This window comes from Oceanibium sediminis (assembly GCF_003265325.1).
Classification (GTDB): domain Bacteria; phylum Pseudomonadota; class Alphaproteobacteria; order Rhodobacterales; family Rhodobacteraceae; genus Halovulum; species Halovulum sediminis.
Window position 1 is genome coordinate 607,471 of record NZ_QGNX01000001.1, and the last position, 12,741, is coordinate 620,211.

A 12,741-nucleotide genomic window follows, 5' to 3' on the forward strand; every position below is an offset into this window, starting at 1 on the left:
TCCCAGTCCTTTCAAAGCAGCGCGTGGGCGATCAGTCCCAGACCGGCCACCGCCTGTACCAGCAATGTAAGTAGGGTCCCCGCCGCCCTTTGCCATCCGGGGGCATCGGCGGCCAGGAAATGCATCCCGTGGATCACCCGCGCCACGCACAGCGTCAGCCCCAGCACGTGGATCGCCCAGGCCGGGGCGCCCATCAGCGCCATGCCGAGCAGCGCCAGCAGCGTCAGCGGCACGTTCTCGACGAAGTTCGCCTGCCCGCGCATCGCCCGGATCATCCGCGGCTCGCCCCCATCCCCGATGGAGATCTTCAACTGGCCGCGCAACCGGCCGATGCCCACGCTCAGCCAGGTCAGGATGCCGATGCTCAGGCCGATGTAGATCGCGGCAGCGTCAAGGGCGGGGTTGTCCATGGAAGTCCTCCGTCAGGCCATGTGGCGAAATATGTGCAAGCGGTTGGAGCATCTTTGCCAAGCGCTTGCAACCGCGCAAGGAACCGCCGCGCCAGCTTTGCCTTGACCCCGCCTTCCCCCCCGCGCCAAGCTTCGCCCGATCCAGAACGAAGGCCACCCCATGCCCCCAGCCCAACCCGACGGAGAGTTGACCCTGCAGACCATCGCCATGCCCGCGGACACCAACTCCAACGGCGACATCTTCGGCGGCTGGCTGATGGCGCAGATGGACCTCGGCTCCTCGGTGCTGGCGCGCGCCCGCGCGCAGGGCCGCGTCGCCACCGTCGCGGTCGAGGCGATGACCTTCCTCCAGCCGGTGCACGTGGGCGATACCGTGTCCATCTACGCGCGGCTGCTGAAGGCCGGGCGCACCTCGATGCAGATCGAGACGGAGGTCTGGGTCACCCGCCAGCCAAGCCGCGAGCGGCTGAAGATGACCGAAGCGCGCTTCGTCTTCGTGGCGGTGGACGAAACCGGCGCCAAGCGCGCCCTGCCAGATGAGGAGCACGACCCATGACCCTTCGTTTCCTGCTTGCCGCGGTGTTCACCTGCCTTGCCGGGGCGGCCCTGTCCCAGCAGTTGCCGCGCCTTTACGACGTGACCGGGGTGGAGGCCGGCGATACCCTCGCGCTCAGGGAAAACCCGCGGGCGACGGCGGGGAAACTGGGCGATATCCCCCATGACGCCACCGGCCTGGAGGTGATCGAGCTGAGCGACAGCGGCGACTGGGCCCGCCTCAGCCAGGGGGAGGTGTCGGGCTGGTCCGCGCTGCGCTACCTCGCCCCGCAGGCGGAGGTGACGGGCGGCTACCTTGCCCAGCCGCTGCACTGTTTCGGGACCGAGCCGTTCTGGTCGATGCAAAGCGACGGCGCGGGGGCGGTGCAATACACCCGCATGGGCGAAGCGCCGGTGGCGATGGACATGACCAACCGCGTGGGAGAGCTGCGCTTCGGCCCCGAACTCGCCGACCTGGCGGGCGAAAGCGCCACCGCCACCCTGGCCCTGACCGGCGGGTTGTGCAGCGACAGCATGTCGGACGCGCTCTACGGTTTGAACCTCGGCGTGCTGCTCCGTGGCGAGGACGGCCCGGAGGCGCTGCGGGGGTGTTGTAGTCTGGTGGTGCCGTGAGGGGGGGCGACTGACGCTAGAGGGATAAAGCCGACGATCCAGCCCCGCATAACTGGAATACGCGAGTTTAATCAATCGTCGCAAGCGTGAACTGCTGGACGTCGCGAACTGACGCACATAAAATAGGTATCAAAAGCGGCGTCTATTACGACGCGTCACAATATAGATTTTCGAAGTGGATAAATTAGCTATGCCCCGGATAATTGATCTAGATGCGGCCGATGCCCGAGCTTACTTACTACGCCCGGAATGCTACTTTCGATCTGACTTCCCCTCGTACATTAGCTTCGACAGAATTTTGAAGGATGTTGACAAAGTCTTGGGAGGCCAACCCTACACCGCATTCCAGAAGCCAAAACCAATGCGAGCGTTTGAACTGTCGGGAGTCAACTACGAAATCATTAGCACAAAAGATGGTCGTTTTGGATGGCGAAGCTTTGAGCTGATCCACCCCGCAATCTACATCTCTCTCCTCCAGACAATCTGCGATGCACCCAACTGGAAACTCCTTCAGGACCGCTTCAAAAAATTGCGATGCGACCATGTGGAATGCACCAGTCATCTGGTTGTTCCTGATAACGGGGATGGTCACGATGAAGCCCAGATACTGAACTGGTGGCTTCGATACGAACAGCGTTCGCTCGAACTATCTTTAGATTATACGCATATACTCAAAACCGACGTGACGAATTGTTATGGTTCTTTGTACACCCATAGCATCCCTTGGGCCCTGCATGGATTTGACGAAGCTAAGGCGGACCAAACTGACAAACTCTTAGGAAACAAGATTGATCGCCACATTCGAGGTGGTCGCCACGGACAAACGAACGGAATTACGCAAGGCTCTGTTCTAATGGACTTAATCGCTGAGTTGGTCTTGGCGTACGTTGATCACCGAATCTCTAAGAGATTGGAGGGAAAGAAAGATTTTCACATCCTGAGGTATCGCGACGACTACAGCGTATTTACTCTGAGTGACCGTCGCGGCGCTGAGATTGTTCGTGTAATCAGTGACTGTTTGCGAGAGGTAGGGATGCAGCTCGGTGCCGCGAAAACTTCAGAAAGCACGAACATTGTCGAGGCTACGATCAAGCCTGAAAAGTTAGCCGGTATCCAACTTGAAGACATGGATATCACACAGGCCAAGACTATCCAAAAGCAGCTTTTGCGATTGCACGCATTTGCGCGCCGCTATCCTAACTCAGGCGCACTAAACCGACTTGCGGATTCTAAATATCAAAAGCTGGTTGGAATACAGAAGCCGCCGGAGGACCTGCGAGTGCAAATTGCAATTGTTTGTGATATCGCTGTTGTCTCGCCACGCACATTTCCAGCCCTATCCGGTATTCTCGCAAAACTCATAGCCTTGGCACCAAAGGCTGAGCGGCCCAGCTTGTGGAAGCAGGTCCAGATAAAAATGCAAAGGATACCGAACAACGGGCATCAGGAAATCTGGTTGCAACGGGTTACCAGAGCCAAGGGCGTCGCCCTGAAGTTCGAAAGTTCCGAGCCGATCTGTCAAATCGTCGATGGTAAAGTCGCACAACTTTGGAACAACGACTGGATAAGCGCACCCGCTCTCGTAACCGCACTTGATGTTAATAAGATTGTCGTTGGCAGTCCTGAAGACCTTGAGGCTGTTCCGGACCCAGCTGAGCTTTCGCTTTTCCGAAAGTATGCTGAGTTCTCATAGTGTCGCTGTGTTCGGCCGCGCAAAAAAGGCGCAGAATTGGATGGCCTCCGCATTTCAGAATGCGGTCCGTCCGCACTTTGCAACTCTTCTTGCCGCTCTAGACTTTGCGAATGCCCGCTTTTGCCCTTAGCAACAAGTTCCGCCCGCACCTTAGCTATCTACCCCCCTCACCCCGCCACCCGCAGCGTCAGGTTCACCCGCCCCCCTTCCGACAGCAGCGTACTCGCCCCAAACCTTATACGGTCGATGCCGTGGTAGCGCAGGCGGGCCGGGCCGCTCATGACCAGCACGTCGCCGGACTCCAGCCAGAGGGATTGCGTCTTGCCGCCCCGCTCGGTGCCGCCGATGCGGAACAGGGCTGGGTCGCCCAGCGAGATGGACAGGACGGGCCAGGAAAGGTCGGCCTCGTCGCTGTCCTGGTGCAGGCCCATTTTCACGCCCTCTCCGTAGAAGTTCACGAGGCAGCAGTCGGGCGCGCGGCTGACGCCGCTGGCCTGTCGCCAGATCTCCTGGATCGGCTCCGGGATCGGTGGCCAGGCCATGCCTGCGGGGTGGTGCGCCTGGTAGCGATAGCCGGTCCGGTCGCTGACCCAGCCCAGCGCCCCGGCGCAGGTCATGCGCACACCCATGCGCTTGCCGCCCGGCGTCACGTGCCGGGTCAGCGGCGCCTGGCGGACGATGGTGCGCACCGTCTCGACCATCTGCGCCTGGGCATCGGGGGTGAGCCAGCCCTTCCAGAGGCGCAGGCCCTCAACCCCGGTTTGCAGTTGCGTCGCCATCGGCAAGCCTCTCACACCCCTTGCGCCATCGCAGAACATATTCAAAGGCCAATATATTATACCTCTCCGTGATTTCGAGCGCCCCCGCCCCGATTTCGAACGCCCGGGCCCAAGCCGGGCCCTGAGCGTCACGTTTCCGTGAAAAAAGTACGCAAGCGCCCTTCCGCCAGCGGTTGCAGCACCCCCCGGCCAACCCTATATAGCGCAGCGAACCCGGGCTCTGCATCGGGCTGTAAATCACTCATGGGATTGGGCCAGGGGCCGCGCCGCGGACCTGTCCCACGAAATCGCCGGAAAGAGGACTGTCATGTCGAAAGTTATCGGGATCGACCTTGGAACCACCAACTCCTGCGTTGCCATCATGGACGGCAGCCAGGCGAAGGTTATCGAAAACGCCGAGGGCGCGCGCACCACGCCCTCCATCGTCGCCTTCACGGATGACGAACGCCTTGTGGGCCAGTCGGCCAAGCGCCAGGCGGTAACCAACCCCACCAACACGCTGTTCGCCATCAAGCGCCTGATCGGCCGCCGGGTTTCCGACCCCGTTGTCGCCAAGGACAAAGACATGGTCCCCTACGAGATTGTCGAGGGCGACAACGGCGACGCCTGGGTCCGGGTGAAGGGTGAAAACTACGCGCCCTCTCAGATCTCGGCCTTCATCCTGCAGAAGATGAAGGAAACCGCCGAGTCCTATCTTGGTGAGCCCGTCACGCAGGCCGTGATCACGGTTCCCGCCTACTTCAACGACGCCCAGCGCCAGGCAACGAAAGACGCCGGCAAGATCGCGGGCCTCGAAGTGCTGCGCATCATCAACGAGCCGACGGCGGCCGCGCTGGCCTATGGCCTCGACCGCAAGGAAGCCAAGACGATCGCCGTCTATGACCTTGGTGGTGGTACTTTCGACATCACGATCCTGGAAATCGATGATGGCCTGTTCGAGGTGAAGTCCACCAACGGTGACACTTTCCTCGGCGGTGAAGACTTCGACATGCGCATCGTCGAGTACCTGGCCGAGCAGTTCAAGAAAGAGAACGGCGTCGACCTGACCAAGGACAAGATGGCGCTGCAGCGTCTGAAGGAAGCTGCCGAGAAGGCCAAGATCGAGCTGTCCTCGTCTTCCCAGACCGAGATCAACCAGCCGTTCATCTCGATGGACCCGGATACCCGTCAGCCGCTGCACCTGGTGCTGAAGCTGACCCGCGCCAAGCTGGAAAGCCTGGTGGGCGACCTGATCTCGCGTTCGCTGAAGCCCTGTAAAGAGGCGCTGAAGGATGCGGGCCTGTCCACGTCCGACATCGACGAAGTTGTCCTGGTCGGCGGCATGACCCGTATGCCCCGGGTGATCGAGGAAGTGTCCAAGTTCTTCGGCCGTGAGCCGAACAAGGGCGTGAACCCCGATGAAGTGGTCGCCATGGGCGCCGCGATCCAGGCCGGCGTGCTGCAAGGCGACGTCAAGGACGTGGTCCTGCTGGACGTGACCCCGCTTTCCCTGGGCATCGAGACGCTGGGCGGCGTGTTCACCCGCCTGATCGACCGCAACACCACCATCCCGACGAAGAAGAGCCAGATCTTCTCCACCGCCGAGGATAACCAGAACGCCGTGACCATCCGCGTGTTCCAGGGTGAGCGGGAAATGGCGGCCGACAACAAGATGCTCGGTCAGTTCAACCTGGAGGAAATCCCTCCCGCGCCGCGCGGTCTGCCCCAGATCGAGGTGACCTTCGACATCGACGCCAACGGCATCGTGTCGGTGTCCGCGAAGGACAAGGGCACCAACAAGGAGCACAAGATCACCATCCAGGCCTCTGGCGGGCTGTCGGATGACGATATCGAAGCCATGGTGCGCGAGGCCGAGGAAAACGCCGAGGCCGACAAGGAACGCCGCGAGCTGGTGGAAGCCAAGAACCAGGCCGAAAGCCTTATCCACAACACCGAGAAATCGGTCGAGGAGCATGGTGACAAGGTCGACCCCACCACGGTCGAAGCGATCGAGATGTCGCTCAAGAACCTGAAAGAGGCTCTTGAGGAAGACAACGCCGAGAAGATCAAGGCCCGCAGCCAGGACGTCATGGAAGCCTCCATGAAACTGGGTGAGGCGATCTACAAGGCGCAGGCCGCTGAAGCCGAAGCCGGTGAAGCAGCCGATGAGCCCCGTCCGGTGGACGAAGGCGGCGAAGACGTGGTCGATGCCGACTTCGAAGACCTGGACGACGATCAGAAGCGTGCCTGATCCAATCCGGAAACAACCGGCCCGCCCCTTCGGGCGGGTCGGTTTTCCTTTTGTTTAAGAAGGTTTGCGGATGGCGAAAGCAGATTACTACGATCTTCTCGGGGTCAATCGCGGTGCCAGCTCGGACGAGTTGAAGAAAGCCTATCGCAAGAAGGCGAAAGAGCTGCACCCGGACCGGAATTCCGACAACCCCAACGCAGAAGAACAGTTCAAGGCCGTGAACGAGGCCTATGACGTTCTGAAGGATGCCAACAAGAAGGCCGCCTATGACCGCTATGGTCACGCGGCTTTCGAAAACGGCAGCAACGGCCCGCGCGGTGGCGGTTTCGGCGGCGGCAACGCGGATTTCGCCTCGGCCTTCTCGGACGTGTTCGACGACCTGTTCGGCGGCTTCTCCGGGCAGCAGCGCGGCGGCGGGCAGCGCGCCCAGCGCGGCTCGGACCTGCGCTACAACCTGCGCGTTTCGCTTCAGGACGCCTATCGCGGCAAGCAGACCAAGCTGACCCTGCCCACCTCCGTCGCCTGTGACGTCTGTTCGGGCACCGGGGCGGAAGGCGGCAGCGAACCGTCCACCTGCCCAACCTGTTCGGGCATGGGCAAGGTGCGCGCGCAGCAGGGCTTCTTCACCGTGGAACGCACCTGTCCAACCTGCTCGGGCCGGGGCCAGATCATCAAGAACCCCTGCAACGCCTGTGGCGGCGCGGGCCGCGTCGAAAAGGACCGGACCCTCTCCGTCAACATCCCGCCCGGGGTGGAGACCGGCACCCGCATCCGCCTTGCCGGAGAGGGTGAGGCAGGGCTGCGCGGCGGTCCGTCCGGGGATCTGTACATCTTCATCGAGGTCGCCCCGCACGAGATCTTCGAGCGTGACGGCGCCAACCTCTACTGCCGGATTCCCGTCAGCCTGACCACCGCCGCCCTGGGCGGCGAGCTGGAGGCGCCTACCGTCGAAGGTGGCCGCACCCGCGTGAAGGTGCCCGCAGGGGTGCAGTCGGGCAAGCAACTGCGCCTGCGCGCCAAGGGCATGCCCGCGCTGCGCGGCTCAGGCTTCGGGGACCTCTACATCGAACTCGCGGTAGAAACGCCGGTCAACCTGACCGCGCGCCAGAAAGAGCTGCTGCGGGAGTTCGAGGAAGCCGGCTCAAACAACAGCCCCGACACGCAGGACTTCTTTTCCCGCGTGAAAAGCTTCTGGGACACGATGAAGGGCTAAGCGCCCGGCGGGCCCCCGCGTCGGGGCCCGCGTCATTCAGGGGCGGCAACGCCCGTCAATTCCACGAACAGCAACCCCTGAAGGGCCCGGAATCAAGCGCGAAGCGCGCCGGGCCATCGCCCGTCCGCCCCCTCGGGCGGGCGATTTGCCAGCCATGGGGCATCCCGATGGGGTTTCTCGGGGTTACGCCATAAACCGCACCGACCCGGCGCGGCATCGCCCACCCGGCGAACGGCCAATGGCCCTGTGTTGCGCCAGGGGCGGGGCGTTGCGGCAGGACGGTTGCGTGTACCCGTCCTGCCGAGCGGTCTGCCGTTACCCTTCGTACCAGCCGGGCATCAGCACTTGCGTGTCCGAAGCCGACGCGACCTCGGCCGCGAAGGCATCGATGTCGGAATCCCCGTAGTGATAGGGGTAGACATAGGTCGGGTTGAACTCCGCCACCGCGCTGGCGGCGGCATTCACGTCCATCGTGTAGGGCAGGTTCATTGGCACGAAGGCCAAGTCGATGCCGCTCAGCGCGCGCATCTCGGGGATATCCTCGGTGTCGCCCGCGATGTAGACGGTGAACCCGTCGATCGTCAGCACGTAGCCGTTGTCGCGGCCCTTGGGGTGATAGTTCAGCCGCTCCTCGGTCAGGTTGTAGGCCGGGATCGCACGGATCGGAACGCCCAGCGCCTCGCCCTCGTCGCCATTCGCCATGGCTGTGGCGCGGGCCTTCAGATCCTCGGGCAGCATGTCGTAGACGGCCGGGTTGGTGACCAGCACCGTCTCCTCGGCGATGATGCCGTTCAGCGTCTCCAGGTCGAAGTGGTCGCCATGCTCATGGGTGATTAGGATCAGGTCCGGGCTCGGCGCGCCTTCCCAGGCATCCGCGCCGTCCACCGGATCGACGTAGATCACGCCGTTTGGCGTACCCATCCAGAACGAGGCATGGTTGACCGGGTACACTTGGATATTCCCGCCGTCCGTCGCGAAGCGGTTCTCGGACACCTGGCCCGAGGCGGCGAAGGGCAGCACGGTCGTCGCGCTGATGGTCGCGGCGGTGGTGGTCATCATCTTGCGTCTGGTCAGCATGGAGGCTCCTTTCTGTTCAATTGGAAAGAGAGCTAGGGCGAAATGGCACAAAGTCACCCGGCAGGCCCGGGAAACAGTACGTTCCCGGGCCGCTGCCTGTCGTGCGTCAGCCCACCTTGCAGGCCGTCATCACCGCCATGTTCAGGATGTCGTTCACCGTCGAGGTGGTCGAGCACAGCTTCACCGGCTTGTCGATGCCTGTCAGGATCGGGCCGATCACCGTCGCGCCGCCCAGTTCCTGCAACAGCTTCACGCTGATCGAGGCGGAATGCCGCGCGGGCACCACCAGGATGTTCGCCGGACCCGACAGCTTGCAGAACGGGTAATGCGCCATCACGTCGGGGTTCAGGGCGACGTCGACAGTCATCTCTCCGTCGTGCTCGAAATCCACGTCCCGCGCGGACAGCACCTTCGTCGCGTCGGCCATCTTCACCGCCCGCTCGCTGACCGGGTAGCCGAAGGTCGAGAAGCTGGCGAAGGCCACCCGCGGCTCCAGCCCCAGGCTGCGCGCGACCGAGGCGGCGCGCTCGGCAATATCGGCCAGGTCCTCGGCGTCGGGCCATTCGTGGACCAGCGTGTCCGCGATCAGCACCACGCGCCCGCCGATCAGAACCGCGGTGATGCCCACGGCCCCGTCACCGGGTTCGGCATCAAAGACGTGGTTGATCAGGTTCAGCACATGGGCCGACTTGCGCGTCGCCCCTGTGACCATCCCGTCCACGTCGCCACGCGCCACCATCAGCGCGCCGAACACGTGCCGGTCCCGCGCCGCCAGCCGGTGGCAGTCCCGCTCATCAAAGCCCTTGCGCTGCAGGCGCGCATAGAGGGCCGAGGAATAGTCCGGCAGGGTGTCGATCGTGGCGGCGTTCACCACCTCCAGCTCGTCGATGGCCTCGGGCATGCCGGCGGCCTTCAGGAAACCGGCGACCTCCTCCGGGCGGCCGACGACGACGGGCGTGCCAAGGCCTGCACGGCGGAAGGCGACGGCAGCGCGCACCACGCGCTCATCATCACCCTCTGCGAACAGGATGCGGGCCTGCTCGCGCCGGGCGCGGGCATAAAGCGCCTGAAGGATGGAGGCGGTGGGATCCAGCCGCGCCTTCAGGTCATGCTCGTACGCCTCCATGTCGATGATCGGGCGGCGCGCGGCGCCGGTGTCCATCCCCGCCTTGGCGACAGCGGGCGGGATCACGTGGATCAGCCGCGGGTCGAAGGGCGTGGGGATGATGTAATCCGGGCCGAAGCTCAGCTTCTTGCCGTAGGCCAGCGCCACCTCGTCCGGCACGTCCTGGCGGGCCAGGTCGGCCAGGGCATTGGCGCAGGCGATCTTCATCTCGTCATTGATCGCGCGCGCATGAATATCCAGCGCGCCGCGGAACAGGTAGGGGAAGCCCAGCACGTTGTTGACCTGGTTGGGATAGTCCGAGCGCCCGGTGGCGACGATCACGTCGTCGCGGACCTCGCGCGCTTCCTCCGGGGTGATTTCCGGGTCGGGGTTCGCCATGGCGAAGATCACGGGGTTCGGCGCCATGGAGGCGACCATTTCTGCCGTCACCGCGCCCTTGGCGCTGACGCCGAGGAACACGTCCGCCCCCGCCATCGCGTCGGCCAGGTCGCGCAGGTCGGTCTTGACCGCATGGGCCGACTTCCACTGGTTCATACCCGCGGTCCGGCCCTGGTAGATGACGCCCTTGGTGTCGCAGACGATGCAGTTTTCCGGGCGCGCGCCCATGGATTTCAGCAATTCGATACAGGCGATGCCTGCCGCGCCCGCGCCGTTCAGCACGATGCGCACATCCTCGATCTTCTTGTTGGCGATCTTCAGCGCGTTGATCAGCCCCGCCGCGCAGATCACCGCCGTGCCGTGCTGGTCGTCGTGGAACACGGGGATGTCCATCTGCTCCTTCAGCGTCTGCTCGATGATGAAGCATTCCGGGGCCTTAATATCCTCAAGGTTGATGCCGCCGAAACTAGGGCCCATCAAGCGCACGGCCTGGATGATCGCCTCGGGGTCCTCGGTGTCGAGCTCGATGTCGATGGCGTCCACGTCTGCAAAGCGCTTGAACAGAGCTGCCTTGCCTTCCATCACCGGCTTGGAGGCCAGCGCGCCGAGGTTGCCCATCCCGAGGATCGCCGACCCGTTGGAGATGACGGCAACCATGTTGCCCTTGGTCGTGTAGTCATAGGCGGCGTTGGGGTTCTTGGCGATCTCCTCGACCGGGACGGCCACGCCGGGGGAATAGGCCAGGCTCAGGTCACGCTGGGTCGCCATCGCCACGCTGGCCTGGATGGACAGTTTTCCCGGCGACGGGTTCAGGTGATATTCCAGCGCCTCGTCGCGCGTGTATTTGGTCTTCGCCATGCGGTTCCCCCTTGGTTTTTGTTTTTGCGCACCTTGCACGGCCAACCGGGCCGGGACAACTGGTTTAATATTAAATTATCGGATTGTCAGCCCCCGGAATGGCATGTGCGCGGTGCACTTCATACCCGGTCAAAGGCCGGACTCCCGTAGCGCGCGCATTAACTGCGCACCATCCAATGGCAGGGCCGGGGACAACGCCACATTGCCGAAAACGCAATGCTCCAGCGGGATTACTCCCGCCCGGCAGCCCAGCCCGCGGCCTCGCGCCCGGCGTGCCAGCCCGTGGCAAGGCAGGTGGTGATCAAGTAGCCGCCCGTCGGTGCATCCCAGTCCAGCATCTCGCCCGCGCAGAACAGGCCGGGGCGCGCGCGCAGCATCAGCGTATCGTCCAGCGCGCCGGGGCCGATCCCACCGATGGTGGAGATCGCCTTGTCCATCGGCGCCAGCCCGGAGACATGCAGCGGCACATCCTTGATCCGGCCGGCGATATCCCCCGGCGCGTCAGGCAGGGGGCCCGCCTCGCGCAGCAGGGCCGCCTTGACGCCGGTGATGCCGACAGTCTTGCGAATGTGGTTCGACAGGCTCGCCTTGCCGCGCGGGCGGGAAAGCCGGCGGGTCAGCGCCTCCGGATCCAGGTCGGGCGCAAGGTCGAGGCGCAGCAGCGCATCGCCCGTCGCGACAGCGGCGCGGGCCTCAGCCGACAGCGCATAGATCGCGCTGCCCTCGACCCCGGTGGCGCTGACCACGAACTCGCCCCGCAGCCGCGTCTTGCTAAGGCGCAGGCCAACGGATTTGACCGGCGCGCCGTGGTGCGGCTGCATATGGGCGCTCCAACGGATCTGCAGGCCCATGTTCGAGGGTTGGAACGGCGTCACCGTGGTGATTTCGCCCAAACGCTCCGCCCAGGCCCCGTCCGAGCCGAGCCGCGCCCAGCTTGCCCCGCCCAGCGCCAGAACCGTGGCGCGGGCGGTGACGGTCTGCACCCCCTCGGGCGTATCGAAGCTCAGCGCGTCGCCCTGCCAGCCGGTCCAGCGCCAGCGGGCGCGCATCTCGACCCCGGCTTCGGACAGCCGCACCAGCCAGGCCCGCAACAGGGGCGAGGCCTTCATCGCCTTCGGAAACACTCGCCCGGAAGAGCCGGTGAACACTGGCTGGCCCAGGCCCTCGGCCCAGTCGCACACCGTTTCAGGGCTGACCGCGCGCAGGGCGGCGGCAACAGGGCCTGCGGCATCGACCCGGCCCCGGAACACCTCGGGCGGTTCGGCCTTGGTCAGGTTCAGCCCGGATTTGCCGGCCATCAAGAACTTGCGACCGAAGCTTGGCTTCTGCTCCGCCACCAGCACGCGCGCCCCGGCAGCAGCCGCGGCCTCGGCGGCGGCCAGGCCGGCGGGGCCGGATCCGATCACGCAGACATCTATGGGGGTGGACATGCTCATGATCCGCGCTCTTATCAGGCTCATGCAGGAAGACCAGCCCGAAGTCCCACTCTGTGGCCTGTGCGGCCGCCCGATCCCGCCCCACGCGCGGCAAAGCCGGCATCACCTGGTGCCCCGGCTGCGCGGCGGCAAGGGTGGACCGACCGTGTTGTTGCACCAGATATGCCACACGGAAATTCACGCCACCCTGACGGAGACGGAGCTGGCGCAAGACTATAGCACGCTGGCGTCGCTGCGCGCCCACCCGCGGCTGGCAAAGCTGATCCGGTGGCTGCAGGGGCGTCCACCAGACTTCCACAGCCGCTCGACCGGGGGGCGGCGCAAGCGGTAAAGGCTTTGACCACCCCCCGTGAGGGCAGTAACGTCCCTCAGGA

General features: G+C 64.0%; 11 protein-coding genes. 6 read left to right on the forward strand and 5 right to left on the reverse strand.

Annotation, left to right across the window (positions count from 1 at the left end; genetic code table 11):
• Positions 1 to 11: 11 nt before the first annotated feature.
• Positions 12 to 410 (reverse strand): MAPEG family protein, encoded by a 399-nt coding sequence (locus DJ029_RS02990; protein ID WP_112320827.1) that lies wholly within the window; start codon positions 408 to 410, stop codon positions 12 to 14.
• Between the two features lie 160 nt (positions 411 to 570).
• Here DJ029_RS02990 and yciA point away from each other — a divergent pair, with 160 nt between their 5' ends.
• From yciA to DJ029_RS03005, 3 genes are all read left to right on the forward strand, one after another.
• Entirely contained in the window at positions 571 to 966 is a 396-nt protein-coding gene (gene yciA, locus DJ029_RS02995) for an acyl-CoA thioester hydrolase YciA (RefSeq protein ID WP_112320828.1), read from the forward strand.
• Positions 963 to 1,577, forward strand: coding sequence for a hypothetical protein (locus DJ029_RS03000; protein ID WP_112320829.1), 615 nt, complete (start codon positions 963 to 965; stop codon positions 1,575 to 1,577). The genes yciA and DJ029_RS03000 overlap by 4 nt, the downstream gene beginning before the upstream one ends.
• 361 nt (positions 1,578 to 1,938) lie before the next feature.
• On the forward strand, positions 1,939 to 3,270 hold the full coding sequence (locus tag DJ029_RS03005; RefSeq protein WP_232822944.1) for an RNA-directed DNA polymerase: 1,332 nt from the start codon (positions 1,939 to 1,941) through the stop codon (positions 3,268 to 3,270).
• A gap of 167 nt (positions 3,271 to 3,437) precedes the next feature.
• Here the strand turns inward: DJ029_RS03005 and DJ029_RS03010 are convergent, their stop codons facing one another.
• Positions 3,438 to 4,049: an alpha-ketoglutarate-dependent dioxygenase AlkB family protein gene (locus DJ029_RS03010; RefSeq protein ID WP_198671031.1), complete on the reverse strand. Its 612-nt coding sequence runs from the start codon at positions 4,047 to 4,049 to the stop codon at positions 3,438 to 3,440.
• A 307-nt stretch (positions 4,050 to 4,356) separates the two neighbouring features.
• Here DJ029_RS03010 and dnaK point away from each other — a divergent pair, with 307 nt between their 5' ends.
• Together dnaK and dnaJ are read left to right on the forward strand one after the other, a co-directional pair.
• Positions 4,357 to 6,279: a molecular chaperone DnaK gene (dnaK, locus tag DJ029_RS03015; protein ID WP_112320832.1), complete on the forward strand. Its 1,923-nt coding sequence runs from the start codon at positions 4,357 to 4,359 to the stop codon at positions 6,277 to 6,279.
• Positions 6,280 to 6,349: 70 nt separating this feature from the next.
• A complete protein-coding gene (gene dnaJ, locus DJ029_RS03020; protein ID WP_112320833.1) occupies positions 6,350 to 7,492 on the forward strand; it encodes a molecular chaperone DnaJ in 1,143 nt (380 codons plus the stop codon).
• 315 nt (positions 7,493 to 7,807) lie between these two features.
• Here the strand turns inward: dnaJ and DJ029_RS03025 are convergent, their stop codons facing one another.
• The 3 genes from DJ029_RS03025 to DJ029_RS03035 all read right to left on the reverse strand — a co-directional run bounded on the left by DJ029_RS03025 (position 7,808) and on the right by DJ029_RS03035 (position 12,367).
• Positions 7,808 to 8,569 carry an MBL fold metallo-hydrolase gene (locus tag DJ029_RS03025; RefSeq protein WP_112320834.1) on the reverse strand — a complete coding sequence of 254 codons (762 nt, stop codon included), beginning with the start codon at positions 8,567 to 8,569 and terminating at the stop codon, positions 7,808 to 7,810.
• Positions 8,570 to 8,675: 106 nt separating this feature from the next.
• On the reverse strand, positions 8,676 to 10,931 hold the full coding sequence (locus DJ029_RS03030; protein ID WP_112320835.1) for an NADP-dependent malic enzyme: 2,256 nt from the start codon (positions 10,929 to 10,931) through the stop codon (positions 8,676 to 8,678).
• A 230-nt stretch (positions 10,932 to 11,161) separates the two neighbouring features.
• Positions 11,162 to 12,367 carry a TIGR03862 family flavoprotein gene (locus DJ029_RS03035; RefSeq protein WP_232822945.1) on the reverse strand — a complete coding sequence of 402 codons (1,206 nt, stop codon included), beginning with the start codon at positions 12,365 to 12,367 and terminating at the stop codon, positions 11,162 to 11,164.
• Here DJ029_RS03035 and DJ029_RS03040 point away from each other — a divergent pair.
• Complete coding sequence (locus tag DJ029_RS03040) at positions 12,366 to 12,698, forward strand: HNH endonuclease (RefSeq protein WP_232822946.1); 333 nt, start codon at positions 12,366 to 12,368, stop codon at positions 12,696 to 12,698. The two genes, DJ029_RS03035 and DJ029_RS03040, sit on opposite strands and share 2 nt — an antisense overlap.
• The last annotated feature ends 43 nt before the right edge of the window (positions 12,699 to 12,741 follow it).

Coding starts and splice junctions, on each gene's coding strand:
- DJ029_RS02990 (WP_112320827.1), bottom strand. CDS start 410: ATGGACAACCCCGCCCTTGACGCTGCCGCGATCTACATCGGCCTGAGC.
- yciA (WP_112320828.1), top strand. CDS start 571: ATGCCCCCAGCCCAACCCGACGGAGAGTTGACCCTGCAGACCATCGCC.
- DJ029_RS03000 (WP_112320829.1), top strand. CDS start 963: ATGACCCTTCGTTTCCTGCTTGCCGCGGTGTTCACCTGCCTTGCCGGG.
- DJ029_RS03005 (WP_232822944.1), top strand. CDS start 1,939: ATGCGAGCGTTTGAACTGTCGGGAGTCAACTACGAAATCATTAGCACA.
- DJ029_RS03010 (WP_198671031.1), bottom strand. CDS start 4,049: ATGGCGACGCAACTGCAAACCGGGGTTGAGGGCCTGCGCCTCTGGAAG.
- dnaK (WP_112320832.1), top strand. CDS start 4,357: ATGTCGAAAGTTATCGGGATCGACCTTGGAACCACCAACTCCTGCGTT.
- dnaJ (WP_112320833.1), top strand. CDS start 6,350: ATGGCGAAAGCAGATTACTACGATCTTCTCGGGGTCAATCGCGGTGCC.
- DJ029_RS03025 (WP_112320834.1), bottom strand. CDS start 8,569: ATGCTGACCAGACGCAAGATGATGACCACCACCGCCGCGACCATCAGC.
- DJ029_RS03030 (WP_112320835.1), bottom strand. CDS start 10,931: ATGGCGAAGACCAAATACACGCGCGACGAGGCGCTGGAATATCACCTG.
- DJ029_RS03040 (WP_232822946.1), top strand. CDS start 12,366: ATGATCCGCGCTCTTATCAGGCTCATGCAGGAAGACCAGCCCGAAGTC.
- DJ029_RS03035 (WP_232822945.1), bottom strand. CDS start 12,367: ATGAGCATGTCCACCCCCATAGATGTCTGCGTGATCGGATCCGGCCCC.